Origin of the sequence: Dickeya oryzae, from assembly GCF_009372235.1 — a bacterium.
Taxonomy (GTDB): Bacteria; Pseudomonadota; Gammaproteobacteria; order Enterobacterales; family Enterobacteriaceae; genus Dickeya; species Dickeya oryzae.
The window spans coordinates 84,603-111,539 of the sequence record NZ_SULL01000016.1; the positions used below are offsets into that span (position 1 = coordinate 84,603).

Consider the following 26,937-nt stretch of genomic DNA (forward strand, 5'->3'; position numbering starts at 1 on the left):
GCCACTATAGTAGCACTTTTTATTTGGTTATACCTTCGTGATCCCTATGGCGACAATGCTGCACCGCCTGACGCAGTCGCCCGACCTGATCTGTGAGTTCGCTGCGCAGTTTGCGCACGAGGGCGAAATGTTCATCTTCCAGCGTTCGCAGGACTTTCATCGCGGTCGTGACGCTGACGCCATGTTGCTGTGCCAGTGACCGTACTGAGGGGAGCCGATGGTGGATGGGCAACGTGCCGCTCTGGATAGCCTGAATGAAATGGTCGGCGATTTGACGGTAACGGGGCAGGTCTGGCATCGGGAAGTCCCTGGCGTCGACAGTGATGCCGACAGGTTACGTTGAAGCGTGGGTGACAGGCAAATTCCGTCGTGTGGCGCCTCTATCTGTTCGTCAGGCGGTGCTCTGTATTACCTGTCATTGCAGATAACTGTGTCTGTCGGCTGAACCTGTTTGCCAGTAGTTTACTCACAGGTGTGACGTTTAAAGGCAGATAAAAATGACAATAAAAGATCGGTTGCTGGCATTGTGCGTGGTGGTGGTATGGGGTGTGAATTTTGTGGTGATGAAGATGGGCTTGCATGATATGCCGCCATTTTTGCTGGCTGGGTTGCGCTTTTTGCTGGTGGTGCTGCCAGCTATTTTAGTGGTGCCACGCCCGGCGTTGCCGCTACGCTGGCTGGCGGCTTATGGTATGACCATCAGTTTCGGGCAGTTCGCATTTCTGTTTTGCGCCATAAAAATGGGGATGCCGGTTGGCATGGCGTCATTAGTTCTCCAGTCGCAGGCGTTTTTTACCCTGATGCTGGCCGCTGCGGCCTCCTGGGCCTGTGGCAATCTCTGTAACAAGCAAATTATGCGCCGTTATCAGGTCAACGCTATGTCGCTGGTGGTCTGGAGCGCGTTGATTCCGGTGGGGCCGTTTCTGCTGTGTTCCTGGTTATTTGAAGGCGCGGATACCATTGTCGTAAGCCTGACTGCGATGCGCTTGCCGACGATGCTGGCGCTGATGTATCTGTCGTTTATTTCTACGCTGATTGGGTATGCCATCTGGGGCAATTTGTTGTCGCGCTATGAGACCTGGCGGGTTGCGCCGTTGTCGTTGTTGGTGCCGGTCGTTGGCATACTGAGTGCATCGCTCTTACTGGGGGAAAGTCTGTCCGGCAGGCAACTGTCAGGGGCAGCGTTGGTTATGCTGGGATTATTGGTCAACGTATTTGGCACACGGCTATGGCTGTTGCGATGGGTGCGACAGTTGTAACAAGGTGTCCTGCTGTATCACGGCGTTCACACCGCACGGTTGCGCAAGACACGCATTGATGGGGTGATTATTTAATTTATTTTAACGATTTGGTTAATATTTAATCGTGGATTTCGGGTGGAGACTAGACTATCTTCTCGCAGTACATTTATTGCACCGCCTTGAGCAAGTGGTTTCCGCTGTAATTACCGTGAGTTTAACTATCAAGACAGTGAACATTCAGCCGATAGATTATGTTGCTTTAAACACGTTAGAGAAGGAAAAGTTTACTTATAGAATATTTATTTATTTTTCTTGGGTAATTTACCTTCATCACAAATCTCGGTATAAGACTAATCTTAAAAGAGCGTTTTTTGCGCGGTTGTTTCGCGCTATTTAGCCGTCATCCTTTTCCAGGGAAATGTCAGTTAGATGAATAGTTACGATGATATGCAACGCTTTAAGGATAAAGCCCAGATAAAAGATATTAATTTCAGGGACATGTCCGGACAGGTATTGCAATCTGACACTGTCGTCTGGCCGATCATGAAACAACTGTTGCGCAATCAGGCGGATGACGATTCGCTGTCTGGTGCGCAAGCGGTGGGTGTGGCACAACCTGTGCCCGCGAACCTGCATGCGTTGTCTGCGACCGCGCCGACATCGCCTCGTCGCGTGGCACTTCCTTCTCCTCTGGTTCCTGATACGCCAGTGGATGATTCACGTTCGCTGCTGAGTGCTGTTGCTGCGTCATTGCCGCCTGCCGGAGTAGCACCTGCACCACACGTACAACCACTGCCACCAATACCGCCACAGCCTCAACCTCAACCACAACAACCACCGCAACCGGTGGTCACCGGGAGCAACGCGGTATTGCAACCCGAAGCGGTACGGCCTCGTCCGTTGTCACCGGCACCTATGCTGTCGGTTCCGGTAACAAACGACGCGTCAATGGCGACCGATACCGGGCGATTCCGCCAGCTATTCAATGTTCAACGTCATGATGAAACCCATTCGGGTTCCAAGACGATGTTATTAAAACCCTTGTTGGAGAAAATTGCGTTATGCCGTTAGTTTGTGTCTGTTCTCCGAAAGGTGGCGTCGGTAAAACTACCATGGCGGCTAATCTGGCATATGCGCTGGCCCGTGGGGGTAGCAAAGTGCTGGCGATCGACTTCGATGTGCAGAATGCTTTGCGTCTGCATTTTGGCGTGCCGCTTGGCGACGAACGTGGTTATGTCGCTAAATCCGATGAAACGGCGGACTGGAGCCAGTCTATTATGACCTCGGGCGATAACATTTTTGTGCTGCCTTACGGCAACGTCACTGAAGAGCAGCGACTGGCATTTGAGCACCGTCTGGCGAGCGACCCACTGTTTCTTAAACGTGGCCTCAGTTCGGTGATGAATTATCCGGGGCTGGTAATCGTGGCGGATTTTCCGCCGGGACCAAGCCCGGCCCTGAAGGCGATGACGGAGCTGGCCGACCTGCATTTGGTGGTGATGATGGCGGATACGGCCTCTTTGTCGCTGATGCCACATGTTGAAGGCAACAAGCTGACCGGGCAGCCTCTCAACCACCGCAAAGGTTCTTACCTGCTGCTCAATCAGACGGATAACCGTCGTGCAGTCAGCAGTCAGGTCACCTCGTTTGTTCAGCAACGCATGGCGGACAAACTGATAGGCAGTGTGCACCGCGATGAAAGCGTGGCGGAAGCCAATGCTTCACAACGCTCTATTTTTGATTTCAGCCCGGTGTCTGCCGCTGCATTTGATATCGAACTGATTGGAAAGCGCGTTGCTGCGCTGCTGGATATTCGAATCGGGAATGGAGAAGTTCACGCCGATCTGCCAGCCTATCAGACTGTAATGAACCACTAGTCGCCGGTTCCGGCTATATTTGTGAAGAAATTGATATTCTCCGGCTGGTTTTCCCGGCACAAGGTGTGTGCGCGCAAATATTTTCCATCAATTAAATATCAGGATAATCGATGAAAAAGATCCTGTTTTTAGCCGTGCTGTTGCTATTGTTACCGGTTGCGGCGGTGATTGTTATCACCCCAATGGATAGTGAAAAACAATATATTTTTGGTTTGATTAGTCTGGCATTGATGTTGTTGCTGGGCTTCAATAAAAGTCGGCAGGTGACGCTGATACTGATTATTTTGTCGGTACTCTCTTCGACGCGCTATATATATTGGCGAGCAACAGCAACCCTGCATTTCAATTCTGAAATCGAAGCCATTCTCGGTATTGGGCTGTTTATTGCCGAGTTCTATGTCTGGATTGTGTTGTTATTAGGCTTTCTCCAGACGGCCTGGCCGCTGGAGCGCGTCATTGAGCCGATGCCGGAGGACACGCAATTGTGGCCGACGGTGGATGTGTATATTCCTACCTATAACGAAAGCCTGGATGTGGTGCGTGATACGGTACTGGCAGCGCAGTGCATCGATTATCCGCGCGAGAAAATGAAAATTTATCTGCTGGATGACGGTAAACGCAGTGAGTTCGCTGTGTTCGCCTCGCAGGCTGGCGTTGGTTATATCACCCGCGATAACAACTCGCACGCCAAGGCCGGTAACCTTAACCATGCGCTCAAGCTGACCCAGGGTGAGCTGATTTGCGTATTTGACTGTGACCATGTCGCCAAGCGTATCTTCTTGCAGGCGACGGTGGGCCCCTTCCTGTCAGACCCGAAACTGGCTCTGTTGCAGACGCCACACTACTTTTATTCGCCGGACCCGTTCGAACGTAACCTGCGTGCAGCGCGGGATATGCCAAACGAAGGTGCACTGTTTTATGGGCCGGTGCAGCAAGGCAACGACCTCTGGAACGCGGCTTTTTTCTGCGGCTCCTGTGCGGTGATTCGTCGCTCGGCGTTGATGGAGATCGGTGGTTTTGCGGTGGAAACCGTAACGGAAGACGCACATACCGCCATCAAGATGCAGCGTAAAGGCTGGAAGTCCGCGTTTTTGTCAATTCCGCTGGCAGCGGGACTGGCGACGGAACGACTGGTACTGCATGTGATTCAGCGTACCCGCTGGGCGCGCGGGATGACGCAGATTTTCCGGGTCGATAACCCGTTATTCGGGCGCGGACTGACCTTGCCGCAACGGTTGTGTTACCTCAACGCCATGCTGCATTTCCAGTTTGGTTTGCCGCGCGTGGTGTTCCTGACCGCGCCGCTGGCTTATTTGCTGTTTAATCTCAATATTATTCATGCCTCAGCGGCCATGATTTTCGCCTATGCGCTGCCACATCTGGTGGTATCGATGTACGTCAACTCGCGTATGAACGGGCGTTTTCGCTATAGCTTCTGGGGTGAAATTTATGAAACGGTGATGGCGTTCCATCTGGTTATCCCGACTATCGTTACCCTGTTTTCACCGACGCACGGCAAGTTCAACGTAACTGATAAAGGCGGTTTGTTGGACGAAGGTTTTTTTGATTTCCGCATTGTGCGTCCGCATATCGTTGCGGCGGTGTTGCTGGTGGCAGGTGTGTGTGCCGGTATTACCCGTATCGTGGCGCATGACTATTTCAACGTTGACCCTTATGTGATGTTGCTGAACGTCGGGTGGGCGCTGTTTAGCTTGCTGACCCTGCTGGCGGCGATAGCCGTAGCCCGGGAAACCAAGCAGGTGCGCAAGACCATCCGTATCGATGTGGATGTGCCTGCTATCATCCATTACGCCAGCGGTATTGCTTCGCGTACCACGACCATCAATCTGTCGATGGGCGGGGTACAGCTTAAAGCGCCGGATCAGCGCCATAAAACCGATGAAATTGAAGCGGTGGAGCTGTTGCTGCAATCCAGCGAAATCTGCCTGCCAGCGCAGTCGGTGGCGGCAGATGACGACATTATTCGCCTGCAATTTGACGATATTCCACTGGCCCAGCGTCGGGCGCTGGTGCGTGTGGTGCTGTCTCGTGCGGATGCCTGGATGAGCCAGCCCTGGCAGAAAGATCGTCCTTTGCGTTCTCTGTGGGCGGTAGTGTGTACCGTTTGCGCGTTCTTCTGGATGAGTGTGAGAGGCCGTAGCAGAAAAGCGGACCTGAAGAAGGAGGACGTTGCAGCATGATAACGCCACGTTTTATCAAAGCGCTGTTGCCTTGGTGTGTCGGTAGTGTGCTGGCGCTGTGTGGTCATGGTGTGCTGGCCGCTGGTGATGCCGCTGATGAGCCATTGCCCTCGATGCTGAGCCCCGGTGGCAATAGTCCGCAGCCGACGACAGCCGAACCGACGCCTGTGACGACGGTTGCGCCAACACCGGCACCGTTACCCGATATGCCGCCGGTAACCTCACCAACGGTATCGCCAGCGTCATCACCATTATCATCGACAACATCGGTTACACCGGTGACGCCGTCCCCCGTCGTGCCAGAAACGACGTCACCGCTGACTACGCCTCCTATGCTGTTGCCGACCCCAGTGGGCGATCCGGCGGCAGGTTATCAGCCATTGTCCAGTGATGTCTCCGTCGCGCAGATGGGGCAAGCGCAGGGCATTACCCTGGCCGGGGGACAGGTGCAGGCCGGGGTGATTTTTACCCTGCCGGGCGATCAGGTGGTGACTAACGCACGGTTGGATTTGGCGTTGCGGGTATCGCCGGAACTGGCGGCGCTGAATACGTCGATGCAACTGATGTTAAACGGCCAGCCGCTGGGCACCGTGCCATTGAGTGCGGCGACGGGCGACAGCACGCTGTTTCAGTTGGATATTCCTGCCGCGATGGTGGTGTCCAGCAACAACCTGAGTTTTCGCATCAACGATGCCGATCGCCTGCTGTGTGAGCGCGATAGCGCGACCCGTTACAACCTGACCATTTTGCCGACGACGATGCTGCATCTGGAAGGTCAGCAATTGGATATCGGTACCCGGCTGGAGAATTTCCCACGCCCGTTTATCGACCCGTTGCAGATGACGCCAGCCACAGTGACGATGGTGTTCCCGACCACGGTGAACCCTTCAGAGGTGAGTGCCGCCTCGCTGGTGGCCTCCTGGTTGGGGATGCGGATGGACGGCTACGGCGTGACGTTCCCGGTAATACGTGATGCGCTGCCCGAGAAAAGTGGCATCGTGTTTGGCCGCCCAGGGGATAAAATCGGCACGCTGACGTTGCCGGAGGTGGCAGACCCTACCTTGCAACTGATTGATAACCCAGTGAACCCGGTTTACAAGCTGCTGCTGGTGGTTGGTAAGGATGACGAGCAATTACGACAGGCGGCCTACCGTCTGGTGAGCCAGCCATTCACCGGTGATGCCTCAAGCCTGTTGGTCACACCGCAGAAGATACCGTTTCGTCGTGCCTACGACGCGCCGCGCTGGATTAATACCGACCGACCGGTACGGTTGAGTGAATTGTTGCGCAACGATCAAAGTATGACGGTCAATGGGTTGTGGCATGAGGCTCTGCGTATTAATTTTCGTGCCGCGCCGGACTTGTTCTTGTGGGATGGCGATACCGTTCCAGTCACCGTCAATTACCGTTTCCCGTCAGAATCCTGGATTGACGAGAAACGCTCGTACCTGAACGTGATGCTCAACGGTACCTTCTTGCGCAATCTGACGGTGAATAAGATTGGTGTGCTGCAAGAGCTATGGCGTGAGATGGGGGGAGACTCCCGTCAGGAGAACTATACGCTTAAAGTGGATCCGTATTTGATTTACGGATACAACCAGTTCCAGCTCTATTTCAATATTCGGGCAAAAGATGACGCGCCGTGCAGTGTGTTGCTCAACAACAATATCAAGAGTCAGATTGCTGACAGTTCGTCTATCGATCTGAGTCGCACGCGCCATTTCACTATGTTGCCGAACCTCTCCTACTTTGTGGGGGTGGCATTCCCGTTTAGCCGTCAGGCAGATTATGCCCAGACCGTGATGCTACTGCCGGAAAACCCGAGCAATGCTGAAATTGGTTTGCTGCTGGACCTGGCGGGTCGTGCCGGTGATGCCACCGGGGTAAGCCTCAATCATAACCGTGTGATGTTTGGCCTGCCGACCAATGCCGCTGATCGTCAGAAGCTGGAAAGCAGTGACGTGCTGACCGTGACCACATTGCAGCAGACCGCGTTCAACCAAACCTTGCTGTCCGATTCACCGTACACCGTGAACCCTCACACCTTTGGCGTTAAGACTCCGAGCATGTGGGCCCATTTGCGCACGTTGATGACCGGTGACTGGAACCGCACGCCGATCGATGCTGACCGTTATTTTTCGTCTAATCAGGCCTGGCGTGGTTTCCTGAGTTATCGCTCGCCGTGGAGTTCCAGTCATGTGGTGGTGGTGGCGACCGGTAGCAGCGATGAACAGCTATTGCGCTTATATGGCGACCTGAACTCACCCAACATTAACGCTGCGGTACGGGGCGATACCGCCATCATTACCGATGAAAACGGCGTGCGCAGTTTTCGGGTAGGGCCGCAGTTCCCCAGCGGTGAAATGCCCTGGTACATGATGATTGTCTGGTACGCCAATCAGCACTCGGTGTATCTGGCTGTGATGGCGTTGCTGTTGGCAGCAGCGGTAGGGCTGAGCCTGACATCGGTTCTCCGGCGTCTGGCGGAAAAAAGGCTGTCGACCCGACGTGATGCGGGAACGGATAAAAAATAAGCGAGCTACGTATGAAAATAACGACCTTAACAGCCCGCATCCGTCAGTCACTGTCTCTTACCGGGGTGGTGGTCAGCGGCATGCTGTCGACTTGCGCACTGGCGGCACAGACCAATCCGGCGTTACAGGCGCTGTTTGATCAGGCTGATTACTGGCATCAACGTTCTCATGACGATCTTGCCCGTAGTGCGTTGCAGAAAATCCTGATGGTGGATGCCAACAATACCAAGGCGCTGTATTTGATGGCGCTGTACGCTCAGAACAGCGGCGACGGTGCTGAAGCCGCCAAATGGCGCGAACGTTTGAGCAAGGTATCGCCGCAGGACCCGCTATTGCAGTCGCTGGATAATGCCCGCCAGGCGGCGGCCATCCCGCAGTCGCAACTGGCGCTGGCGCGCCAACAGGCCCGCAGCGGTAATATCAGTGCGTCGTTGCAAACCTGGCGCAATCTGTTTAGCGGTAACCAGCCGCCTGCTGGCATCGCGGCTGAATACTATCTGACCATGGCGGGTGACCGGACATTACTGCCACAGGCGATTGACCATTTGCGCGAGTTTACTGCGTCGCACCCGCAGGATACCAGCGCTGCGGTCGCGCTCGGCAAGGCACTGACCTATCAGGAGCCGACCCGGCGTGAAGGGTTGCAAATATTGAGCGGACTGGCATCGGGCAGTACCGATGCAGATCAGGCGATGCGTCAGGCACTGTTGTGGCTGGGTCCGAAAGCCGAGGACGCGCCGCTCTATCAGCTTTATCAGCAGCGACATCCACAGGATACGGCGGTGATAGATTATTACCGCAAAAATGTGGGTGGCAACGAGAAAGACAAAGGCTTTACTGCGCTAAACAGCGGCGATCTCTCCAGTGCGCAAACGGCGTTCGGTCAGGTGTTGCAGGCTAACCCGGAAGATGCAGACGCGCTGGCGGGGATGGGATATGCGGCCCAGCGGCGTGGTGATTTTGCCGCTGCCGCGTCCTATCTGGAGAGAGCGGCCCGGCAGGGCGGCGAGAACAGCACGCAGCGTCAGCAGCAGGCTGAGGATGCCCGTTTCTACGCTCAACTGGCGAATGCCCAGCAGGCAATGAAAAGCGGCAATACCGCGCAGGCGTTGAGCCTGAGCGAGCCGTTGGTGCAGGCGAGCGGTGATAAAGGGATGGCGGCGAAGCTGTTCCGGGCTGATGTGCTGCGCCGCACCAACAATTTTCCGCAGGCGGAGCGTCTGTACCGTGACATCCTGCAAACCGATGCGGACAACCGTAATGCTAAAGAAGGGTTGTATTACGTGCTGCGCGAGCAGAACCGTACCGCTGAAGCTAACACCCTGTTTGCAGCGTTACCGGAGAATGTGCGTCGCAGCATGGCACCGCGTCCGGTCGCGACCAGTTCGCCGATTCGTAATGAAGCCAAACAGGCACTGGCGGTGGGTGACACAACCCGGGCGATTGGTCTGTTGCAACAAGGGGTGCAGCGTTTCCCGAACGACGGCTGGTTGAGGCTCGATCTGGCGCGGATTTACCAGCAACAGGGTAATACCGCTGCCGCCACCTCGGTAATGCAGCCTTTGTTCCGTGCCGGTGCCAGTGGGGATGACCTCTACGCGGCGGCGTTGTTCGCCAGCGAAAATAACGCCTGGCAACAGGCCAGCACGTTGCTGTCACGTATTCCGCCGCGCGATCAGAATGAAGAGAGCCGCAGTCTGGCGCGACGCGTCAATTTCAATTTGCAGATGGCGACCGCTCAGGTGTATCTGTCGCGGGGTGAGAACGCCGCGGCTGCCAACACCTTGCGGGCGTTGTCGGTGACACCGCCGGATAACCCGGCTGATGCCGGTAAACTGGCCCGGGCGCTCGCTGCCTCGGGCGACACTACCGCTGCTGTGGCGGTGGTACGCAGCAATATGCAGCGCGGTGTTCAGGGTAATGCGGGCGATTATGCGGATCAGGTTGGGGTACTGAATCAGGCTGGGCTGGGTGATGAAGCGCAGTCGTGGTTGAGCCGTCCTGAGCTGGTGGCGCGCAGCACGCCTGCGCAGTTGGATGAACTGCGCACCGGTTTTGTGGTGCGAGAAGCCGACCGTCTGCGGGAGAACCAGCAGTATGCGCAGGCGTATGACAAGCTGGCCCGTGCGTTGCAACGCGATCCGAAAAATACCGACCTGATGTTCGCAATGGCCCGGTTATATCAGTCCGGCAAAATGTACAAAGAAGCGGCAGACGTTTACGACTATCTGTTGGCGCACGATACGCCGACACAGGAAGCCCGTGTCGGTGCCATCAATGTGGCGCTGGAACGGCATGACGCGCAAAAGGCGCACGCACTGTCCACCGGGTTGCAGGGTGAGCAGACGCCGGAGCGGCTGTTATTGCTGGCCCGGGTGGCGGATGCTGAAGGCAACCGCGATCAGGCGCTGGCTTACCTGAAAACGGCCCGTGCTAAAGCGGTGGGGCTGGACGGGGCCACGCCGGGCAAAACGCCCGCCATTGGTGGCCTGGCGATGGCGGATAATCCGTTCATCGATCGCTCGACACTGGCTGCCACCCGCAAGGCCAGTAACCCTTCTGCGTATGGCGGCGTGATGCCATGGCAGCAACGTCCTGATACTACTGGCGGTGATACCGCGGTGGTTGCAGGCACGGCGGCGCAACAGCCAACGGCAACACTCACCCAGATCAACACCATGATGGACGATCTGGAGCGGGATAGCGGTGGCTGGGTGCAGACCGGAGTGCAGATTCGATCCCGCGACGGTGAGTCGGGTTTAAGTCGGTTAACCGAAGCCAAAGCACCGTTGACCTGGTCGAGTGGCTCGTTTGGTGACTCTCACATCAATTTTAACGTTACGCCGATGACACTAAGTGCGGGTTCGTCAAGCGGTGATGCGAACCGACGGTTCGGGACAGGTGCTTTGGCTCAAGCACTCAATGCAGCTAATCAAACATTGATCAATGAGTTGGGGGGGAATTTCAACCTTGCCTCTCTCTCATCTGCTCAGGTGCTAAATATTCTCCAAAACTCTACGAAGAAACCGAATATCGATCAGGTCACGGTGGATTCACAGGGTAAGCAAAATGCCTCTGGCGCAGAGCTGAATCTGGCGCTGATCGGTAAGAATTATAAAGTTGACCTGGGTAGTACGCCGTTGGGCCAGGAACTGAATACTCTGGTCGGCGGGGTACAGTGGTCGCCTAAACTGACAGACTTCCTGACGCTGGTGGTGACGGGTGAACGTCGTGCAGTGACGGATAGTCTGTTGTCATATGTGGGTGCCAAGGATTCGCTGACCGGCAAACGCTGGGGACAGGTCACCAAAAACGGCGGCAATGTGCTGCTGAGTTACGATAACGGTGATGTCGGGTTCTATGGCGGCGGCGGCGCTTACAGTTACCTTGGTGACAATGTGAAGAGCAATACCGGCGTGATGGCCAATGCTGGCGCTTATATTCGGCCCTTCCATGACCGCGATCGTGAGTTGAAAACCGGTATTAGTTTGAGCTGGATGAACTTTGCCAACAACCTGGGGTACTACAGTTTCGGTCAGGGGGGCTATTTCAGCCCACAGGACTATGTCTCCGTGTCGTTCCCAGTGGAATGGAGCCAGAAATATGACGACCTGAGCGTCAGGGCGGGCGTGTCGGTGGGGTATCAGTCTTACTCGCGTGATCGGAGTGATTACTTCCCGAATAATCCAGACTGGCAAAGAGCCTTGGACGGTGCCGAACTCCTGGGGCTGGCCAAAGAATCCCACTATGCGGGCGATAGCAAGAGCGGTATCGGCTACAACGTGCATGTTGGTGCGGATTATCGCGTCACCAGGGACGTGACCGTCGGTGGGCAGATGGGCTATGACACCTTTGGCAACTATAACGAAACCACGGCACAGCTCTATTTCCGCTACGGGCTCGGAGGTAAATAAGCATGAGTGACCTGCAACAGCATGCATTGAACTATTATCGCCAGCAGCAATTGCCGCCTGGCTGGGCGGATTTGTTCGGTGTGATCGTCAATGGGATGATGGATAGCGCCGGTGAGCAGGAAGGGCTGGCGTTTTTACGCCACATGGGCAGGCAATTGGCGGGGCGTTATGCATTGCCTGCGGCGGTTACCGTTGCCGACCTTGAACGGGAGATGAATCAGGTATTGTCCCTGTTTCACTGGGGATGTGTGGACCTGCGGCCGTATGAAAACCGGCTGGAGATTTATCATCTGTCATTGCCTGTTCTGGTGGGGGCTGCGGGTAGCACGCGATGGAGGATGTCAATGGCGGCAGTATTGCAAGGACTCTACGGCCATTGGCTATGTGAGCAGGGCGGAGCGGAATATGTCCCGCTGTCCTGTGAGGAAACCGACAATGGCTCGATTTTGCTGTTTCGTTATCAGCATTGAGCCGGGGGATAACATGATAAAGCCAATGTGGCGTGGTTGGGTATTGATAGCGATGATGTGGTTTAGCGTGTCGGCAACGGCAGCAACCGGGTGGGAAACCTACAAAAGCCACTTCATGACCCCAGATGGACGCATTCAGGATACGGGCAACAAGAATGTCAGTCATACCGAAGGCCAGGGGTTTGCCATGTTGATGGCGGTGCACTATGGCGACCGTGCCGCATTCGATAGCTTGTGGAACTGGACGCAAAGCCACCTCAGGGATACGTCCAGCGGCTTGTTTTACTGGCGCTATGACCCGTCGGCAGCCAATCCGGTCGTTGATAAAAACAACGCGTCGGATGGTGATGTACTGATTGCGTGGGCGTTGCTGAAGGCCGGGAACAAGTGGCAGGACAATAGCTATTTGCAAGCCTCGGACGCTATTCAGAAAGCGGTCATCAGTCATGAGATTATCCAGTTTGCTGGTCATACCGTGATGTTGCCCGGTGCCTATGGCTTCAATAAAAACAGTTATGTGGTCCTGAATCCCTCCTATTTCCTGTTCCCAGCCTGGCAAGATTTTGCCCGTCGCAGCCACCTACAGGTGTGGCGGCAACTGATTGACGATGGTTTATCGCTGATTGGTGAAATGCGCTTCGGTCAGGTTGGCTTACCGACGGACTGGGTGGCGTTGAACGCGGATGGCACGATGGCACCCGCCACGGCCTGGCCGTCGCGTTTCAGTTATGACGCTATCCGCGTGCCGTTATACCTGTACTGGTATGATGCCAAAACCACAGCACTGGTGCCGTTCCAGTTGTACTGGCGTAATTATTCCCGCCTGGCGACACCCGCCTGGATTGATGTGCTGAGCAATAATACCGCGCCGTACTCGATGCAGGGCGGCTTACTGGCGGTTCGTGACCTGACGATGGGTAACCTTGACGCATTGAGTGATAAGCCTGGTGCTGCGGAAGATTACTACTCGTCCAGCTTACGCCTGTTGGCGATGATGGCGGCACGTCACCAATAACGAGTGAGTCTACACATGGCGGGGTACTTCTCCTCGCCATATACTCTCCTCGCCATACTCCTCTTCTCTCATCCCCCTTTGTCAGTTTGTGCTTCACGCTTTGTTAACCTGATTGTTACCCGTGATCTCATTCACAAAAAAATCTTATGAATCAGCACAGAATAGTGCTGTGGCGCGGTTTTTCACGTGCCTGAAAGCGTGTTAGTTATGCGTGATGTTGCCAGTAGATTAATGCAATGTTTTTGGGAAAGAGGTTGTTGAAGCGATTCAGCTCTTGTTTTTAACCGGGCGTTCACAAACTAAAGTTATAAAAGTATTTTCTCTGTTATCGGGATGTTATTTTCCGACGCAAGCACAGGCGGCAATTTTATCGTTCTTTGTCCCCTGTGTCTTTTCCCATCAAAGGACGTCACACTATGAAAAAATCAATATTCAAAAGTCTCTACTTTCAGGTGCTTACAGCTATTACTATAGGGATATTGCTGGGTCATTTCTACCCGGCGCTGGGGCAGCAAATGCAGCCTCTGGGCGATGGATTCGTGAAATTAATCAAAATGGTGATCGCGCCAGTGATCTTTTGTACCGTCGTCACCGGGATAGCCGGGATGGAGAGTATGAAAGCGGTCGGGCGCACCGGTGCGGCTGCGCTGCTCTATTTTGAGATTGTCAGTACATTAGCGTTGATTATCGGTCTGGTGGTGGTGAACGTATTGCAGCCTGGTGCGGGCATGAACGTCGATCCATCGTCGCTGAACGCCGCAGCGGTAGCGAACTATGCTACGGAAGCGGGTAAGCAAGGCGTGGTGCCGTTCCTGATGGATATTATTCCTTCCAGCGTCATTGGCGCGTTTGCCAGCGGTAACATCCTGCAGGTGTTGCTGTTTGCGGTCATGTTCGGTTTTGCTCTGCACCACTTGGGTGACAAAGGTGTGCTGATTTTCGACGTGATCGACAGTTTCTCCCGGGTTATTTTCGGCATCATCAATATGATTATGCGTCTGGCACCGCTGGGGGCATTCGGTGCGATGGCCTTTACCATCGGTAAATATGGCGTGGGTACGCTGGTGCAACTGGGGCAGTTGATTATCTGCTTCTACATTACCTGTATCCTGTTCGTGGTACTGGTGCTGGGTAGTATTGCCAGAGCCGCCGGTTTCAGCATCTTCAAATTCATTCGTTACATTCGTGAAGAGCTGCTGATCGTACTGGGAACGTCGTCTTCGGAGTCCGCGCTACCGCGTATGCTGGAGAAGATGGAAAAACTGGGTTGTAAGAAATCAGTGGTGGGTCTGGTTATCCCGACCGGCTACTCCTTCAACCTGGACGGCACCTCGATTTACCTGACCATGGCGGCGGTATTTATCGCCCAGGCCACCAACAGCCACATGGATATCTGGCATCAGATTACCCTGTTGGTGGTGTTACTGCTGTCATCTAAAGGGGCGGCAGGCGTGACGGGTAGCGGCTTTATTGTGCTGGCGGCGACCATTTCTGCCGTAGGACATCTGCCGATTGCCGGTCTGGCGCTGATTCTGGGGATTGACCGCTTTATGTCCGAAGCCCGTGCGCTGACCAACCTGGTGGGCAACGGTGTGGCGACGGTAGTGGTTGCCAAGTGGTGTAAACAGCTTGATTCCAAACAGATGAGCGATGTGTTGTCCGGTCGTCAGGACGGCACGGCGGCGCAATCCCACCCATCCTGATAGTCAGATAGCGTAGTTCGGATTTTTTCCTGCCGGTTACCCACAGTTCGTTTCACGGACTGTGGGTAATTTTCATCCACTCTGTGTTAAATTTAGACGCCACTAAATTTTTTACTCTTATTTTCACATTGTTGAGTGACATAGACGAAAGCACGCTGTCTAACCTGATGGTACACTTCGCCTCTCGTTTTTTGTGGGGCGACTATACCCGTCGTACTTCAAGTTGCAGTTGCGTTGGCTGCCCTCACTCACCCGGTTGCCGCGTTACAAGGCTCATATGCGCTTTCCCCTTGAAGGGCCCGCGTTTTGCGTTGTTCAAACGAGCGCATTGTCCTGCAACTCGAATGATGTGGGTATGACACGTGAGGTGACAGGACGATGTCGCCCGAATTCACAAAAACATACTGTATTGGTTAGTGATTAAAGTAGGGGTTCACATGCAGGGCACCAAATTTGGCCTTTTTGTTGGTGGAGTGTTGCTGGCGATGACAGTCAGCAACGTGCAGGCTGAAGCACTACAACCCGATCCCGCCTGGCAACAAGGCAAGCTGGATAACGGCTTTAGCTGGCAGCTTCTTGCAACACCCCAGCGTCCCAGCGACCGGATTGAACTACGGCTGATGATTAATACCGGTTCATTGACGGAGAATGCGCAACAGACGGGGTTTGCCCATTTTATTCCTCGCCTGGCATTGTTGCCGCGCGATACCTTTTCTGCAGGCCAGTTGCCGTCCTTGTGGCAGCAGTCTGAAAGCGAAACCCGGCCGTTGCCTCCAGCAACGACATCGTATGACTTTACGTCGTACAACCTGAGTCTGCCGAATAACCGGCCTGACCTGCTGAAAGACGCACTGAGCTGGCTGGCGGATACCGCAGGCCAGTTGCCGATTAATGATAAACGCATTGCATCGGCAATGAAGATGATTGACCCGGTAGCCACTGCGCCTGCCAATCCGCAGGATCCGAGCTGGCGCTATCGTTTGAAGGGATCGTCATTGCTGTCATACGCGCCAGGGCAGCCGCTGAAAGCAGCGGTAACGGCCGACCAACTGAGCAAATACTACAAAACCTGGTACACGCCGGATGCCATGACGTTGTACGTGGTGGGGAATGTTGACAGTCGTGCTATCGCAGAACAAATAGACAAGGCATTTTCACCGTTACAGGGGAAACGGGTGACGCCATCGCCGTTGCCGACGCTGTCTGCGATGCCGCCGACCCCGATAAGCCTGATGGATAGCACTGTGCGGCAGGATATTCTGTCGCTGGTGTGGGATATGCCCTGGCAACCCATCCGTGATTCAAAGGCGCTGGCTCGTTACTGGCATAGCGATTTGGCACGCGAGGCGCTGTTCTGGCATATGCAGCAGGCATTGACCAGAAGTCCGTTGAAAGACACCAATATCCGTTTTGACTGCAATGTGGTGTATGGCCGCGCCCAGTGTGCTATCCATCTGGACAATGTTACTGCTGAATCGGCACAGACCAGCGTGACATTCCTGAGCAAAGAACTGCTGGCGCTACGGGATAAAGGGTTGTCTCAGGCTGAGTTCGAAACGCTGATGGCACGCAAGACAGAAGAGCTGGGTAAACTGTTCGCGACTTACGCCCGTGCCAGCACGGATATTCTGATGAGTCAGCGCCTGCGTTCGCAGAAAAACGGGGTGGTGGATATTGCACCGGAGCAATATCAGAAACTGCGTCAGAACTATCTGGCGTCCGTTACCCTGGATATGCTGAATCAGGAACTGCATCAACAACTGTCTCAGGAAGCGACGTTGATGATGCTGCAACCACAAGGTGAGCCCGAAGCCAACATGAAGGCGTTGCGGGAAACCTATATGAGCATCATGAAGCCGGACAATAACGCCACGTCTGCCACGTCGGATGCAGCCAGAGCACCGCAGGATGAAAACTCGGCGGTGCGCTAACCCCCCCGATCGCTAACGCGCAGTATTGGTTTGGGTAGGTAGCGTTAGCGTTCCACTCGCTGTCGGTTTGATAACCGGCAGTAAGTGGGCAACTGTCGTTCGGTAGCGATAATCGTGGTTTTATCGCCGCGGTTTTATAGCAATAACTCGATAGCAATAAAAACGCCGCTTCAGCATGGTACTGAACCGGCGTTTTTTGTTGCGTCAGCTATGGTGCTGCTCAGGCAGGCATGGCTTCCAGCGGGATAATCGCCCCACGATATTGAATAACGGTACTGGCGGTCAGATGGCCGCGTTTGGCGGCCTCTTCTGCACTGCCACCATTGAGACGAACTGACAGGTAACCGGCACTAAATGAGTCACCTGCGGCGGTGGTATCGACGACATTCTCTTTCGGCAGTTTAATGGCTGGAATTTCCAGCAGTGATTCGCCCTGAATAGACACCAGACAGGAATCTGCGCCGCGTTTGACAACCACTTCGGTCACGCCAGCGCCGTGAGTGCGGTTGAGCACCTCATCTATCGGCATCTCACCCCACAGCATATCTTCGTCATCCAGCGTCAGGAAGGCGATATCGGTGCAGGCCAGCATCGCGCCGTACGACTGGCGGGTTTCTTCCTTGCTTTGCCACAGGCGTGGGCGGTAGTTGTTGTCGAAAATCACTTTGCCGCCGTTGGCGCGGCACGCACGCAACACGGCCAGCAGACGTTCGCGACTGTGTTGATTGAGGATAGCCAGGCTGATACCGCTCAGGTAGATGTAATCGAATTTCGCCAGTTGCTGGCTGATGACTTCGGCATCCGGGCTTTCCAGCCAGTAACGGGCGGCGGCGTCGTTACGCCAGTAGTAAAACGTACGCTCACCGGTAGCGTCGGTTTCGATGAAATACAGCCCCGGTAATTTGTTGTCCAGACGTTGGATCAGATCGGTTTTGACACCTTCCTGCTGCCAGGACGCCATCATTTCACTACTGAAGGAATCGGTACCCAGTGCGGTGACGTAGTGCACACCGAGCGCGTCTGGTTTTACCTGACGGGAGATATAAACGGCGGTGTTGAGGGTATCGCCACCAAAGCCACGGCTAAGATCCGCGCCTTTTTGTGACAGTTCAATCATGCACTCGCCAATAATCGCAATGTTCTTCATCGTCATGACAGCTGACCTGTAAAAAAGAGAAGGTGAACCCAATGGAAACTAGCGCCAGTCTCAACATTACACAGCGTAGAGTCAATAGCGATGAAACGATGTTTTATTTTTTCATGATATGGATCGGGAAAACCGCTTGTAATCCCGATCCTCGCCGCAGAGTGAACGGTTAATACATTGTGTTTCCTGTTATGACTGCTGCTGGCGGCGCTCGGTAACGCTCTGTCCGCCAATACCCCAATTGTCGGTTTCCACTTCATCAATAATGACGACAGTGGTGGCCGGGTTTTTCCCCAGCGTATCGACCAGCAACTGCGTTACACCGGCAATCAGCTGTTTCTTTTGTTCGGCGCTGGCGCCGTCTTTGGTGATGCGAATATTAACGAATGGCATGGGGTACTCCTGGTTATCAGCGTGGTACACGTCAGGCGTCGGGTAACGGTGTCTGTCGGCTGGCATCGTTTTTCGGGGTTGCCGTGGCTATCCAGGCGGCGCAGAACAGCGTCAGGCGTGCAAAGAAGTAGAAAAATGTCATCAGGCCGATAACGGAACCAAACGCGGCACCGGAAGGCGAGGTCGCCAGTTTGGGTAACGCCACCGTCATGACGAATTTCAACACTTCAAAGCCGATGGCTGCCATTAATGTGCCGCGCAGCAGCGGTGTGCGTCGGGGATTATGGCGCGGCAACACCCACAGTATCCACAAAAACAACAGATAGTTGGCGAAAATAGAGATGGATAACGCAATTAACGTCATGGCCGGTCGCAGCCATTCAATGCCGCCCAGACCCAACGCCCGCACAATGGTAGCCTGCGCGCTACCTGCGACTGAGGTGAGAAAGAGCGTGACCCCCAGCGCCAGCAGCAGGCCAATCAGTGACAGGAAGTCCCACAGATAGCGCAGATACAGTTTCTCTTCTTCATGGGGTTGGCGCTCCCACACATCACGTGACTGGGCGCGAATCGCTTCGCGCAGGTTGCCTATCCAGTTAACGCCTGAATAAAGCGCTATCAGCAAACCAGTCAATCCGACAGTCGTACGCTGGCGTACGGCGGTATTCACGGTGTTCTTCAGGGTGCGGGCCAGGTTCGGGTCGCTGATGCTGTTGACGATTCGGTTGATAAGCCCCGTCAGCAGATCAGGGTTGGAGGCCAACACAAACCCAACCGTGGCGAACGACACCATCAAAATAGGAATCAACGACAGGAATGAAAAGTAGGTGATAGCGGCACCAAACTGGTTACCCATTCGGTCGTTAAAGCGTTCTCCTGCACGGATAAGATGCGCGATAGCCGGTACCGACCGGATGTGATGGAGCCAGCGGGTCAGACGACCGGGTTGTTGATGGGGCATCCCCTGTTCGGTCGATGACGTGTGTGGGGCGGGCTTCACAGGCATGCGGTTTCTCCTGGACGTAATACGCCTGCTGAGTATAACGCAGGCGTACGGCTGTTATGTCAAAGTGGTGCTCATGTAAACGTTAACGAGTAAAGAAGGTATATCGCCTGGATTGATGCTGAAAGACGAAAATGTCTTGTTTATACTCGGAATCTTAACGTTGTCTGTCCGCCGCGATCGCCTGTCGACGCGACCCGAAAGCGAGCCTATTCGTCATGCCTGTTGCCACACCGCCTGTAGCGCCGAAGCCCTCTGCCGGTGGCTTACGTTTGAATTTACGCATCATGTCTGTGGTGATGTTTAATTTTGCCAGTTACCTGAATATTGGTTTGCCACTGGCGGTATTGCCGGGGTATGTGCATGAACACCTCGGGTTTAGCGCATTCTGGGCTGGCCTGGTTATCAGTCTGCAATATTTTTCTACCCTGCTCAGTCGTCCCCGTGCTGGCCGCCATGCCGATGAAAAAGGGCCGAAGCAGGTGGTGGTGTTTGGATTGACGGGGGTACTGCTAAGTGGCGTGTTCTATGCGCTGGCCTCCTGGAGCGACAGCTCACCGATGCTGGCATTGGTCTTACTGTGCGTGGGCCGCTTGATTCTCGGAATAGGGCAGAGCTTTGCCGGGACCGGTGCCACGCTGTGGGGCGTTGGTGTGGTCGGGTCGTTACACATTGGCCGGGTGATCTCGTGGAACGGGGTGGCGACTTACGGCGCGATGGCGATTGGCGCGCCGCTGGGGGTCTGGATTTATCATCTGGGTGGGTTGCGTTTGCTGGCGCTGGTGATTGTGGTGGTGGCCGGTACGGCGATTTTACTGGCGCTGCCGCGTCCGGCGGTCACGGTCACGCCGGGCAAGAAACTGCCGTTTCGTGAGGTGCTGGGTAAGGTCTGGTTGTACGGTGTGATTTTGTCGCTGGCGTCCGCAGGATTTGGCGTGATTTCAACGTTTATCACGTTGTTTTACGCCAGCCATCAGTGGCAAGGTGCCGCGCTGACCCTGAGTGTGTTCAGTTGCGCTTTTGTTGGTACACGGCTGTTATTCCCCAATGTGATTAGCCGTTTTGGTGGTCTGCGTGTCGCGCTGGTCTGTTTTGTGGTGGAAGGTGCCGGTCTGCTGCTGGTGTGGCTGGCGTCTTACCCGCTGATGGCGGAAGTGGGCGCGTTTTTCGCGGGTGCCGGTTTTTCACTGGTATTCCCGGCGCTGGGCGTGGTGGCCGTCAAAGCGGTATCCGCGCAGAATCAGGGCAGCGCGCTGGCGACATATACCATCTTTCTTGATCTCTCACTGGGGGTGGCAGGACCGGCGGCGGGCGTCATGATGGCCTACACCCCTATCGATACTATCTATCTGGCTGCGGCGGTACTGGCGTTGGTGGGGTTGTTGCTGACGGCGCGATTGTCGTTGCGTGCGGGGCAGGAAGGGCGAGTGGAGTGAAGCGTATTCCCGCCGTCAGCCGTTGTCGGTGCGGCGGGATAATCGAGAAGGCGACGAATCAGTTCAGTTTCAGCGTGCTGATTATCTTGCCTGCATCAGCCTGCGCCTGAGGCAAGTTATCTGCTGGCAGGGTGATTTGCAGCGTCAACAAGCGATTGTCTACTTTAGCCAGTACGATGGACGAGAACGCTTTCTGTCCATTGCTGGTCATGACACTGTCTAACTGCTGAATCTGGTGGCCGTTGATCTCAGTCGTTTTGTTGCCCAGTACCTGAAGGCTGGCGTCGCGGTTACGTTGCTGCTGTTCCAACCGTTGACCTAATGCCGGCAGGTCCAGTGGCGTGTCATCACCGATAATCACGATGATGGCTTTCTGGCCGCTTTGATCCGCATAGACGTGCATGTTGTTGTTCTGATTGCCCAGTTTACCACTTTGGTCGCTCACGCCGTCTGGCAGGGTAAAGTTAAGTTTACCGGAGAGCAGGGACACATTCTGAATGGTGGTTTTTTCTGCCGCCGGGTTAGCGGCTGGCGCAGTGGCTTTTTTATCACTGTTGCCGTCACAGGCAGCCAGTGTAGCGGCCAGCAGACCAATACCGATATATTTCGCTAAGTTTGGCATGGGTATCCTTTCTTTCATCACGAACAAAAACAGAAGTGGCGCTATGGCACCTGATTCGGGGCATAAAAACAAGCGTTTTGTTATTACGCTGGCTGTTATTGCGCCCGAATCAGGCTGGGGCAGGCAATTTTCCGGCTATTCCGAAACCCCTTTCTGGGCGGGAAAGTCCGTTTTACATAAAAACGTGTATCAGGCGGCCTGATTCTGGAACGGCGAGCTCCCTGGCTGGCTCAGGCGGCGCAGCAACATGTTAAGCAGTACGCCGTACATCGGCAGGAAGAAGACCAGGTTGATAGCGATTTTGAAGAAATAATCCACCGTCGCGATTTCCATCCAGTGGGTCGCCATGAACGGGTCGGTACTGCGATAAAAGGCGATAAAAAAGAACGCGATCGTATCGCTCAGGTTACCAAATACCGCGGAGGCCGTTGGGGCTACCCACCAGGCTTTGAGCTGACGCAGGCGGTTGAAAACGTATACGTCGAGAATCTGGCCCAGCACATAAGCCATCAGGCTGGCGGCGGCGATACGTGCGACCATCGGGTTCACCTGACTCAGCGCGCTGAAGCCCTGCCATTCACCTTTATAAAACAGGGAGGAGACCAGATACGAGGCGATCAAGGCCGGTACCATCACGGTCAGAATAATGCGGCGGGCCAGTGGTGCACCGAAAATGCGTACCGTCAGATCAGAAGCCAGAAAGATAAACGGGAAGGTAAAGGCACCCCAGGTGGTGTGAAAGCCAAAAATCGTAATGGGTAACTGCACCAGATAGTTACTGGAAATAATGACCAGAATATGGAAGAGCGACAGCCAGCACAGCGCTGTCAGCCGCTTTTGTGCGGAGAACTGAAACATAATGTGACCTTTTTTTGGTTATTGGGGTGAGGGAACCCAGACTATTGCCTCGTCATACCCGCCATGCTTCAGGTTACTGCCGCGCTGATCGCCCTTGCTTCCCCGATGACTGGCTCAGAATAAGCCTTGGGTGAGACGTTCGGTTTCTGCCGTGCGGTAACTTGCGTTATTTAGGGTATATGCGTCTTTTTAACGCTAACGTGTCGGCATCATACCGCGTTGTTGCGGCTTTGCAATGCTTAGTCAGCGCATCATTTCTGTGCTTATAATTCATGTTTGGCAGGCGGCTTGCACCCCCTTGCGGGAAGCGTAAACTACGCTGCAATAACGATGCTGCATAACTACGCCGCACTGTATTCGATAAGCATAATGAGACACTGAATGACCGATATTTTCGCCAATCCAGACCACACGCTGGACGCACAGGGACTGCGCTGCCCGGAGCCGGTGATGATGGTGCGCAAAACGGTGCGCAAGATGGAGGCCGGGCAAACGTTGTTGATCATCGCCGATGACCCGGCGACCACCCGCGATATTCCCGGTTTTTGCCGTTACATGGAGCATGAGTTGCTGGCGCAAACGACCGAGCAACTGCCGTATCGTTATTTGTTGCGTAAAGGCGCGTAACTCAACACGTCACTAAACGCGTCACTAAAGTGTGCCCCCCGGTTGGCCGGGAGGCCATTGTTATCAGACGTAAAGCGAACGCACTATCAGGAAATGGCCGCCAAAGTAACAGATAGCCATTAATGCCTGATAGGCGCGGAAGCTAACGCGAAAGTGATTCACCAGCCAGATGGCGTGGCCGACGAATAGCAGCAGCGTACCTGCCAGTAACGAGAAGTTGGCGGCGTTGCCCAGCGAAAAATAGTGCTCCCCGGCAACCCATGCCATGAAGGCGGTCACCAACACCAGTGCGGTGACTATCAGACGCTCGGCTTTCAGCCGTGACCATAGCAGTGCCAGGAGCAACGCCGAGAACAGTATCAGCGCCAGTGGTAACGGCCAGAACAAGCCCAGCGAAGGCTGAACGGCGAAAAAGCTGATGGTATAGAGCACATGCGCGGCCAGATAGGCGGCCAGCGCGAACTGTAATTTCTCACCTGAAAGCTGTAACAGCGCGTCACCTATCAGGGTGGCGGCCAGCCCCAGCACAACCAGATAACCGGGGATACCGAGTTGTGGTGTCTGCCAGACCATCAGCATCATCAACAGCAGGGTGAGCGGTTTAAACAACCAGCGCTGCCAGACTGGGCCTCGATAGCTGGCATCGACATACAACCAGCCAGAAAAAAGTACGGCAATAAAAGACCAGAGCATAGGGTGTCCTTTAATCGGGTGAATAAGGCGCCGTCCTGTCGTGTCGCGAAAGTCGGCGTGTTCGCTTTTTATTGGCCTGCCCGGCAGTGTGGTCACGCCAACAGGTGTTGCCTGTCTGAGTCATGCTAAGTCAACGTGTTGTTACCTAAGTATAGGTAGAACCTGATAATGGGCGGTGCACTTCACGGCCTCGACCGGTGTACCGGTGGAGAGGCGTCAGGCTTCATGCTATGTTAGCGGCCAGTTTTTGTGACGGAATGATGATACCCGACAACCAGCCGGGGGAGACGAACTTTTAATGAGCAATGAACCCGTACTTTACCGTATCCAGTTCATGAATAATGGTAAGAACTATCAGCTGTATGTACGCGAGCTGGTGCAGAGCAATCTGTTCGGATTTATTGAAATTGCCGACTTCGTTTTCGATAACCAGTCTGCGGTACTGGTTGATCCCACCACGGAAAAGCTGAAAACGGAGTTTGCCGGTGTGGGCCGCAGCTATATCCCGCTTCAGGCGGTTATCCGTATTGATGCGGTGACCGGGCGTGATCGCGATAGTGCGCGTATTTCAGACCTGGGCGATAACGTTACCCATTTCCCTTATTTGCCCGGTAAAAAAACCTAAGCTATCCGGTGGCGCGTGGCGCGCCACCGTTTCCCTGCTGATAGGCGGTTGGCCGTTAGCGTTTTTTACGCGGCGGCACGGGTTGTTTGCGCTGCCAGTCCAGTAATTCGAATACCCCAAACAGAAAGATGCGCAACTGCAACATCCCGCTGAGCGGCGGGGCGTCTTTGGGTTGACTGGCTTTGAGCAGCAGAAATTGCACGCCGTGCATCAACAGCATGAATCCCATCGCCAGCACCATGAAAATATTCAGCGGGCGGGGAAAAGGATGAATCAGGTTCAGAATCAAGAATCCCCATATACCCAGCATCAGCAGTCGGCCAAAGTTAATCCAAATGCTCATCGTTGCCTCCAGGCGTTGCGTCAGATGCGTGACGGATATAAAGACGATAGGAAACCTGTCCTGCGGTTTTTTCCCGGTGTAGCGACCAGCTGGGCGGAATAGCCAGCATGCGGTTTTCCGCCTCGGTTTCGATATAGATCCAGGCTTCTTCCGCCAGCCAGTCACCGGCTTCCAACAGCCGCAGTGTGTCGTCTAACAGGCCACGACGAAATGGCGGGTCAAGAAACACCACATCGAAAGGAAGCGCCGACGACGGTTTAGCCAGCCATTGCAGCGTGTCGGTGTTCACCACCTCGGCGTTATCCGCACGCAGCAGTGCCAGGTTTTGCGTCAGCTGGCGTGCAACATTGCGCTCGGCTTCCAGCAGCGTGGCGTGGGCCGCGGCACGGGACAGCGCTTCCAGCCCCAACGCGCCGCTACCGGCAAAACAGTCCAGACAACGTGAGTGTGCAATCACCGGTGCGAGCCAGTTGAACAGGGTCTCGCGTACGCGGTCAGTGGTAGGGCGTAAACCGGGGCTGTCCGGCACGGGGAGTTTTCTGCCGCGCCATTGCCCGCCGATGATGCGGATTTGGCCGGGTGCGGATGTCGCTTGATGTTTTGCCATAACCTGTATTTTGCTGAAAAGGGTACCGACGGCTGCCCGTCGGATTTTGTGAGGCGTTATTTTAACGGTGGCGGCCGGTGTAGCAAATGTAAAGATGCAGTTAATGGGAGGAAACGCGGAAAAATCCCCCAAATTCGTAGATTTGTCCGTTGTTTGACACACCTGGTTACGGAGATTGTCACTCTCCCCGGTGGTCCGGCGCGTGTTGCTGGCGTCGGGAAAGTGTTAAACTCGTTGTTTTATTGACTTCATTGGTTATTGATCAGCCGCACTGGGTGGCAGGAGCGCAATTACACGATGGCAAAAGAGAAAAAGCGCGGATTTTTTTCCTGGCTGGGATTAGGGCGTCAGGACGAAGAGCAAACCGAACAATCGCAACCGGTGCCGGAAGCGACACAGACCGCAGATCAGACTGCGGATGACGCAACGCCTGCGGCGGTGGCATCGGCACAGAATATCAGTGAAACCGTACCCGAGCAGCTGGTACAAGACGGGGTGACAGCCGAAACGGCGCAAACGCCATCGCCAGATGCGCAACCGTTGGACACGGCAGTAGAAGCATCAACCGCAGCACCCGAACAACCGGGCATGACGCTGGCAGCCGATACGCCAGATGCTGGCGTAGAAGATGAGGTCGCCGTTGACGCCGACGCAGTAGACGGCACCGAAACGCCAGATGACGTGCAAGTCGAGGAGCCAGCGGAACCCGAGCACGATACGGTGGCAGCGATGGCGGCACCGGTCGTGTCGCAAGAGCAGGAGCGCCCGACCAAAGAAGGCTTTTTTGCCCGCCTCAAGCGCAGCTTGATCAAGACCCGTCAGAATCTGGGTTCAGGATTTGTCGGTCTGTTTCGCGGTAAGAAAATTGATGACGATCTGTTTGATGAGCTGGAAGAACAACTGCTTATCGCCGATGTCGGGGTGGAAACCACCCGCAAAATTATCGCCCGTCTGACCGAACATGCCAGCCGCAAGCAACTGAAAGATGCCGAAGCACTGATCGCGTTGCTGAAAGCGGAAATGAGCGAGATTCTGGCGAAAGTGGATATGCCGCTGGCTATCGACAGCAAAACGCCATTCGTCATTTTGATGGTCGGCGTCAACGGGGTGGGTAAAACCACCACCATCGGCAAGCTGGCGCGTCAGTATCAGGCGCAAGGCAAATCGGTGATGCTGGCGGCGGGCGATACGTTCCGCGCGGCGGCAGTAGAGCAGTTACAGGTGTGGGGCCAGCGTAACAATGTCCCCGTCGTGGCGCAGCACACCGGTGCGGATTCCGCCTCGGTGATTTTCGATGCGTTGCAGGCCGCCAAAGCGCGTGGCGTCGATGTGCTGATTGCCGATACCGCCGGTCGTTTGCAAAACAAATCGCACCTGATGGAAGAACTGAAGAAAATTGTGCGCGTGATGAAGAAGCTGGATGAAGACGCACCGCACGAAGTGATGCTGACGCTGGATGCCAGCACCGGTCAGAACGCGGTCAGCCAGGCCAAACTGTTTAACGAGGCGGTTGGGCTCAGTGGCATCACGTTGACTAAACTGGATGGCACCGCCAAGGGCGGCGTGATCTTCGCTATCGCCGATCAATTCGGCATTCCTATCCGCTACATCGGGGTGGGAGAGAGTATCGATGATTTAAGGCCGTTCAAGGCGGATGATTTTATTGAAGCCTTGTTTGCCCGTGAGGATTAAAACGG

General features: G+C 54.8%; 24 protein-coding genes and 1 pseudogene. 16 read left to right on the top strand and 9 right to left on the bottom strand.

What is annotated here, in order from left to right; all coding sequences use genetic code 11:
- Window positions 1-112: 112 nt before the first annotated feature.
- Window positions 113-271 (bottom strand): annotated as a pseudogene (locus tag FAZ14_RS17350) (GntR family transcriptional regulator); the annotation flags it as partial.
- Here FAZ14_RS17350 and FAZ14_RS20405 point away from each other — a divergent pair.
- The 11 genes from FAZ14_RS20405 (at window position 218) to FAZ14_RS17400 (ending at window position 16,886) form a co-directional block, all read left to right on the top strand.
- Window positions 218-343, top strand: coding sequence for a hypothetical protein (locus tag FAZ14_RS20405; RefSeq protein WP_016942764.1), 126 nt, complete (start codon window positions 218-220; stop codon window positions 341-343). The pseudogene FAZ14_RS17350 and the gene FAZ14_RS20405 overlap by 54 nt on opposite strands.
- Before the next feature lie 154 nt (window positions 344-497).
- Window positions 498-1,259 carry an EamA family transporter gene (locus FAZ14_RS17355; protein ID WP_153508937.1) on the top strand — a complete coding sequence of 254 codons (762 nt, stop codon included), beginning with the start codon at window positions 498-500 and terminating at the stop codon, window positions 1,257-1,259.
- Between the two features lie 411 nt (window positions 1,260-1,670).
- The gene (gene bcsO / locus FAZ14_RS17360; protein ID WP_153508938.1) at window positions 1,671-2,312 is read left to right on the top strand and encodes a cellulose biosynthesis protein BcsO; all 642 of its coding nucleotides are present in this window, start codon (window positions 1,671-1,673) and stop codon (window positions 2,310-2,312) included.
- Complete coding sequence (gene bcsQ, locus FAZ14_RS17365) at window positions 2,303-3,118, top strand: cellulose biosynthesis protein BcsQ (protein ID WP_016942767.1); 816 nt, start codon at window positions 2,303-2,305, stop codon at window positions 3,116-3,118. Before bcsO ends, bcsQ begins: the two co-directional genes overlap by 10 nt.
- 110 nt (window positions 3,119-3,228) lie before the next feature.
- Window positions 3,229-5,319 carry a UDP-forming cellulose synthase catalytic subunit gene (gene bcsA, locus FAZ14_RS17370; RefSeq protein ID WP_050567057.1) on the top strand — a complete coding sequence of 697 codons (2,091 nt, stop codon included), beginning with the start codon at window positions 3,229-3,231 and terminating at the stop codon, window positions 5,317-5,319.
- Window positions 5,316-7,853: a cellulose biosynthesis cyclic di-GMP-binding regulatory protein BcsB gene (gene bcsB / locus FAZ14_RS17375; RefSeq protein WP_153508939.1), complete on the top strand. Its 2,538-nt coding sequence runs from the start codon at window positions 5,316-5,318 to the stop codon at window positions 7,851-7,853. The genes bcsA and bcsB overlap by 4 nt, the downstream gene beginning before the upstream one ends.
- Window positions 7,854-7,864: 11 nt before the next feature.
- A complete protein-coding gene (locus FAZ14_RS17380) occupies window positions 7,865-11,767 on the top strand; it encodes a cellulose biosynthesis protein BcsC (RefSeq protein ID WP_153508940.1) in 3,903 nt (1,300 codons plus the stop codon).
- Window positions 11,768-11,769: 2 nt separating this feature from the next.
- Window positions 11,770-12,237 (top strand): cellulose biosynthesis protein BcsD, encoded by a 468-nt coding sequence (gene bcsD / locus FAZ14_RS17385; protein ID WP_153508941.1) that lies wholly within the window; start codon window positions 11,770-11,772, stop codon window positions 12,235-12,237.
- 13 nt (window positions 12,238-12,250) lie between these two features.
- Window positions 12,251-13,252 (top strand): glycosyl hydrolase family 8, encoded by a 1,002-nt coding sequence (locus FAZ14_RS17390; protein WP_038909328.1) that lies wholly within the window; start codon window positions 12,251-12,253, stop codon window positions 13,250-13,252.
- 416 nt (window positions 13,253-13,668) lie between these two features.
- On the top strand, window positions 13,669-14,955 hold the full coding sequence (locus FAZ14_RS17395; protein ID WP_016942772.1) for a dicarboxylate/amino acid:cation symporter: 1,287 nt from the start codon (window positions 13,669-13,671) through the stop codon (window positions 14,953-14,955).
- Window positions 14,956-15,392: 437 nt separating this feature from the next.
- Window positions 15,393-16,886 carry a M16 family metallopeptidase gene (locus tag FAZ14_RS17400; protein WP_016942773.1) on the top strand — a complete coding sequence of 498 codons (1,494 nt, stop codon included), beginning with the start codon at window positions 15,393-15,395 and terminating at the stop codon, window positions 16,884-16,886.
- Between the two features lie 220 nt (window positions 16,887-17,106).
- Here the strand turns inward: FAZ14_RS17400 and kdgK are convergent, their stop codons facing one another.
- From kdgK to yhjD, 3 genes are all read right to left on the bottom strand, one after another.
- The gene (gene kdgK / locus FAZ14_RS17405; protein WP_016942774.1) at window positions 17,107-18,039 is read right to left on the bottom strand and encodes a 2-dehydro-3-deoxygluconokinase; all 933 of its coding nucleotides are present in this window, start codon (window positions 18,037-18,039) and stop codon (window positions 17,107-17,109) included.
- Window positions 18,040-18,222: 183 nt separating this feature from the next.
- A complete protein-coding gene (locus tag FAZ14_RS17410; protein WP_012886647.1) occupies window positions 18,223-18,426 on the bottom strand; it encodes a 2-hydroxymuconate tautomerase family protein in 204 nt (67 codons plus the stop codon).
- Window positions 18,427-18,457: 31 nt separating this feature from the next.
- A complete protein-coding gene (gene yhjD / locus FAZ14_RS17415) occupies window positions 18,458-19,432 on the bottom strand; it encodes an inner membrane protein YhjD (RefSeq protein ID WP_153508942.1) in 975 nt (324 codons plus the stop codon).
- Between the two features lie 215 nt (window positions 19,433-19,647).
- Between yhjD and FAZ14_RS17420 the strand changes: the two genes are divergently transcribed.
- Window positions 19,648-20,865: an MFS transporter gene (locus tag FAZ14_RS17420; RefSeq protein WP_038925693.1), complete on the top strand. Its 1,218-nt coding sequence runs from the start codon at window positions 19,648-19,650 to the stop codon at window positions 20,863-20,865.
- Window positions 20,866-20,923: 58 nt separating this feature from the next.
- On the opposite strand, the gene FAZ14_RS17425 is transcribed toward FAZ14_RS17420, so the two are convergent.
- Window positions 20,924-21,487, bottom strand: coding sequence for a DcrB family lipoprotein (locus FAZ14_RS17425; RefSeq protein ID WP_016942776.1), 564 nt, complete (start codon window positions 21,485-21,487; stop codon window positions 20,924-20,926).
- A gap of 43 nt (window positions 21,488-21,530) precedes the next feature.
- Between FAZ14_RS17425 and FAZ14_RS17430 the strand changes: the two genes are divergently transcribed.
- Window positions 21,531-21,689 (top strand): hypothetical protein, encoded by a 159-nt coding sequence (locus tag FAZ14_RS17430; RefSeq protein WP_016942777.1) that lies wholly within the window; start codon window positions 21,531-21,533, stop codon window positions 21,687-21,689.
- Here the strand turns inward: FAZ14_RS17430 and FAZ14_RS17435 are convergent.
- Window positions 21,677-22,345 (bottom strand): 7-cyano-7-deazaguanine/7-aminomethyl-7-deazaguanine transporter, encoded by a 669-nt coding sequence (locus tag FAZ14_RS17435; RefSeq protein ID WP_016942778.1) that lies wholly within the window; start codon window positions 22,343-22,345, stop codon window positions 21,677-21,679. The two genes, FAZ14_RS17430 and FAZ14_RS17435, sit on opposite strands and share 13 nt — an antisense overlap.
- Window positions 22,346-22,726: 381 nt before the next feature.
- Here FAZ14_RS17435 and tusA point away from each other — a divergent pair, with 381 nt between their 5' ends.
- Window positions 22,727-22,972: a sulfurtransferase TusA gene (tusA, locus tag FAZ14_RS17440; RefSeq protein ID WP_016942779.1), complete on the top strand. Its 246-nt coding sequence runs from the start codon at window positions 22,727-22,729 to the stop codon at window positions 22,970-22,972.
- A 63-nt stretch (window positions 22,973-23,035) separates the two neighbouring features.
- On the opposite strand, the gene FAZ14_RS17445 is transcribed toward tusA, so the two are convergent.
- Window positions 23,036-23,665 carry a lysoplasmalogenase gene (locus FAZ14_RS17445; RefSeq protein ID WP_016942780.1) on the bottom strand — a complete coding sequence of 210 codons (630 nt, stop codon included), beginning with the start codon at window positions 23,663-23,665 and terminating at the stop codon, window positions 23,036-23,038.
- Window positions 23,666-23,963: 298 nt separating this feature from the next.
- Here FAZ14_RS17445 and FAZ14_RS17450 point away from each other — a divergent pair, with 298 nt between their 5' ends.
- Complete coding sequence (locus FAZ14_RS17450) at window positions 23,964-24,290, top strand: DUF1820 family protein (protein WP_016942781.1); 327 nt, start codon at window positions 23,964-23,966, stop codon at window positions 24,288-24,290.
- A 55-nt stretch (window positions 24,291-24,345) separates the two neighbouring features.
- Here the strand turns inward: FAZ14_RS17450 and FAZ14_RS17455 are convergent, their stop codons facing one another.
- Complete coding sequence (locus FAZ14_RS17455; protein ID WP_023641036.1) at window positions 24,346-24,627, bottom strand: DUF1145 family protein; 282 nt, start codon at window positions 24,625-24,627, stop codon at window positions 24,346-24,348.
- Complete coding sequence (rsmD, locus tag FAZ14_RS17460) at window positions 24,617-25,240, bottom strand: 16S rRNA (guanine(966)-N(2))-methyltransferase (protein WP_153508943.1); 624 nt, start codon at window positions 25,238-25,240, stop codon at window positions 24,617-24,619. The genes FAZ14_RS17455 and rsmD overlap by 11 nt, the downstream gene beginning before the upstream one ends.
- Before the next feature lie 297 nt (window positions 25,241-25,537).
- Between rsmD and ftsY the strand changes: the two genes are divergently transcribed.
- A complete protein-coding gene (gene ftsY, locus FAZ14_RS17465; protein WP_153508944.1) occupies window positions 25,538-26,932 on the top strand; it encodes a signal recognition particle-docking protein FtsY in 1,395 nt (464 codons plus the stop codon).
- Window positions 26,933-26,937: the final 5 nt, after the last annotated feature.

Bases quoted from the DNA above. Each gene is read 5' to 3' on its own strand.
- FAZ14_RS20405 (WP_016942764.1), top strand. From the start codon at position 218: ATGGTGGATGGGCAACGTGCCGCTCTGGATAGCCTGAATGAAATGGTC.
- FAZ14_RS17355 (WP_153508937.1), top strand. From the start codon at position 498: ATGACAATAAAAGATCGGTTGCTGGCATTGTGCGTGGTGGTGGTATGG.
- bcsO (WP_153508938.1), top strand. From the start codon at position 1,671: ATGAATAGTTACGATGATATGCAACGCTTTAAGGATAAAGCCCAGATA.
- bcsQ (WP_016942767.1), top strand. From the start codon at position 2,303: ATGCCGTTAGTTTGTGTCTGTTCTCCGAAAGGTGGCGTCGGTAAAACT.
- bcsA (WP_050567057.1), top strand. From the start codon at position 3,229: ATGAAAAAGATCCTGTTTTTAGCCGTGCTGTTGCTATTGTTACCGGTT.
- bcsB (WP_153508939.1), top strand. From the start codon at position 5,316: ATGATAACGCCACGTTTTATCAAAGCGCTGTTGCCTTGGTGTGTCGGT.
- FAZ14_RS17380 (WP_153508940.1), top strand. From the start codon at position 7,865: ATGAAAATAACGACCTTAACAGCCCGCATCCGTCAGTCACTGTCTCTT.
- bcsD (WP_153508941.1), top strand. From the start codon at position 11,770: ATGAGTGACCTGCAACAGCATGCATTGAACTATTATCGCCAGCAGCAA.
- FAZ14_RS17390 (WP_038909328.1), top strand. From the start codon at position 12,251: ATGATAAAGCCAATGTGGCGTGGTTGGGTATTGATAGCGATGATGTGG.
- FAZ14_RS17395 (WP_016942772.1), top strand. From the start codon at position 13,669: ATGAAAAAATCAATATTCAAAAGTCTCTACTTTCAGGTGCTTACAGCT.
- FAZ14_RS17400 (WP_016942773.1), top strand. From the start codon at position 15,393: ATGCAGGGCACCAAATTTGGCCTTTTTGTTGGTGGAGTGTTGCTGGCG.
- kdgK (WP_016942774.1), bottom strand. From the start codon at position 18,039: ATGACGATGAAGAACATTGCGATTATTGGCGAGTGCATGATTGAACTG.
- FAZ14_RS17410 (WP_012886647.1), bottom strand. From the start codon at position 18,426: ATGCCATTCGTTAATATTCGCATCACCAAAGACGGCGCCAGCGCCGAA.
- yhjD (WP_153508942.1), bottom strand. From the start codon at position 19,432: ATGCCTGTGAAGCCCGCCCCACACACGTCATCGACCGAACAGGGGATG.
- FAZ14_RS17420 (WP_038925693.1), top strand. From the start codon at position 19,648: ATGCCTGTTGCCACACCGCCTGTAGCGCCGAAGCCCTCTGCCGGTGGC.
- FAZ14_RS17425 (WP_016942776.1), bottom strand. From the start codon at position 21,487: ATGCCAAACTTAGCGAAATATATCGGTATTGGTCTGCTGGCCGCTACA.
- FAZ14_RS17430 (WP_016942777.1), top strand. From the start codon at position 21,531: ATGGCACCTGATTCGGGGCATAAAAACAAGCGTTTTGTTATTACGCTG.
- FAZ14_RS17435 (WP_016942778.1), bottom strand. From the start codon at position 22,345: ATGTTTCAGTTCTCCGCACAAAAGCGGCTGACAGCGCTGTGCTGGCTG.
- tusA (WP_016942779.1), top strand. From the start codon at position 22,727: ATGACCGATATTTTCGCCAATCCAGACCACACGCTGGACGCACAGGGA.
- FAZ14_RS17445 (WP_016942780.1), bottom strand. From the start codon at position 23,665: ATGCTCTGGTCTTTTATTGCCGTACTTTTTTCTGGCTGGTTGTATGTC.
- FAZ14_RS17450 (WP_016942781.1), top strand. From the start codon at position 23,964: ATGAGCAATGAACCCGTACTTTACCGTATCCAGTTCATGAATAATGGT.
- rsmD (WP_153508943.1), bottom strand. From the start codon at position 25,240: ATGGCAAAACATCAAGCGACATCCGCACCCGGCCAAATCCGCATCATC.
- ftsY (WP_153508944.1), top strand. From the start codon at position 25,538: ATGGCAAAAGAGAAAAAGCGCGGATTTTTTTCCTGGCTGGGATTAGGG.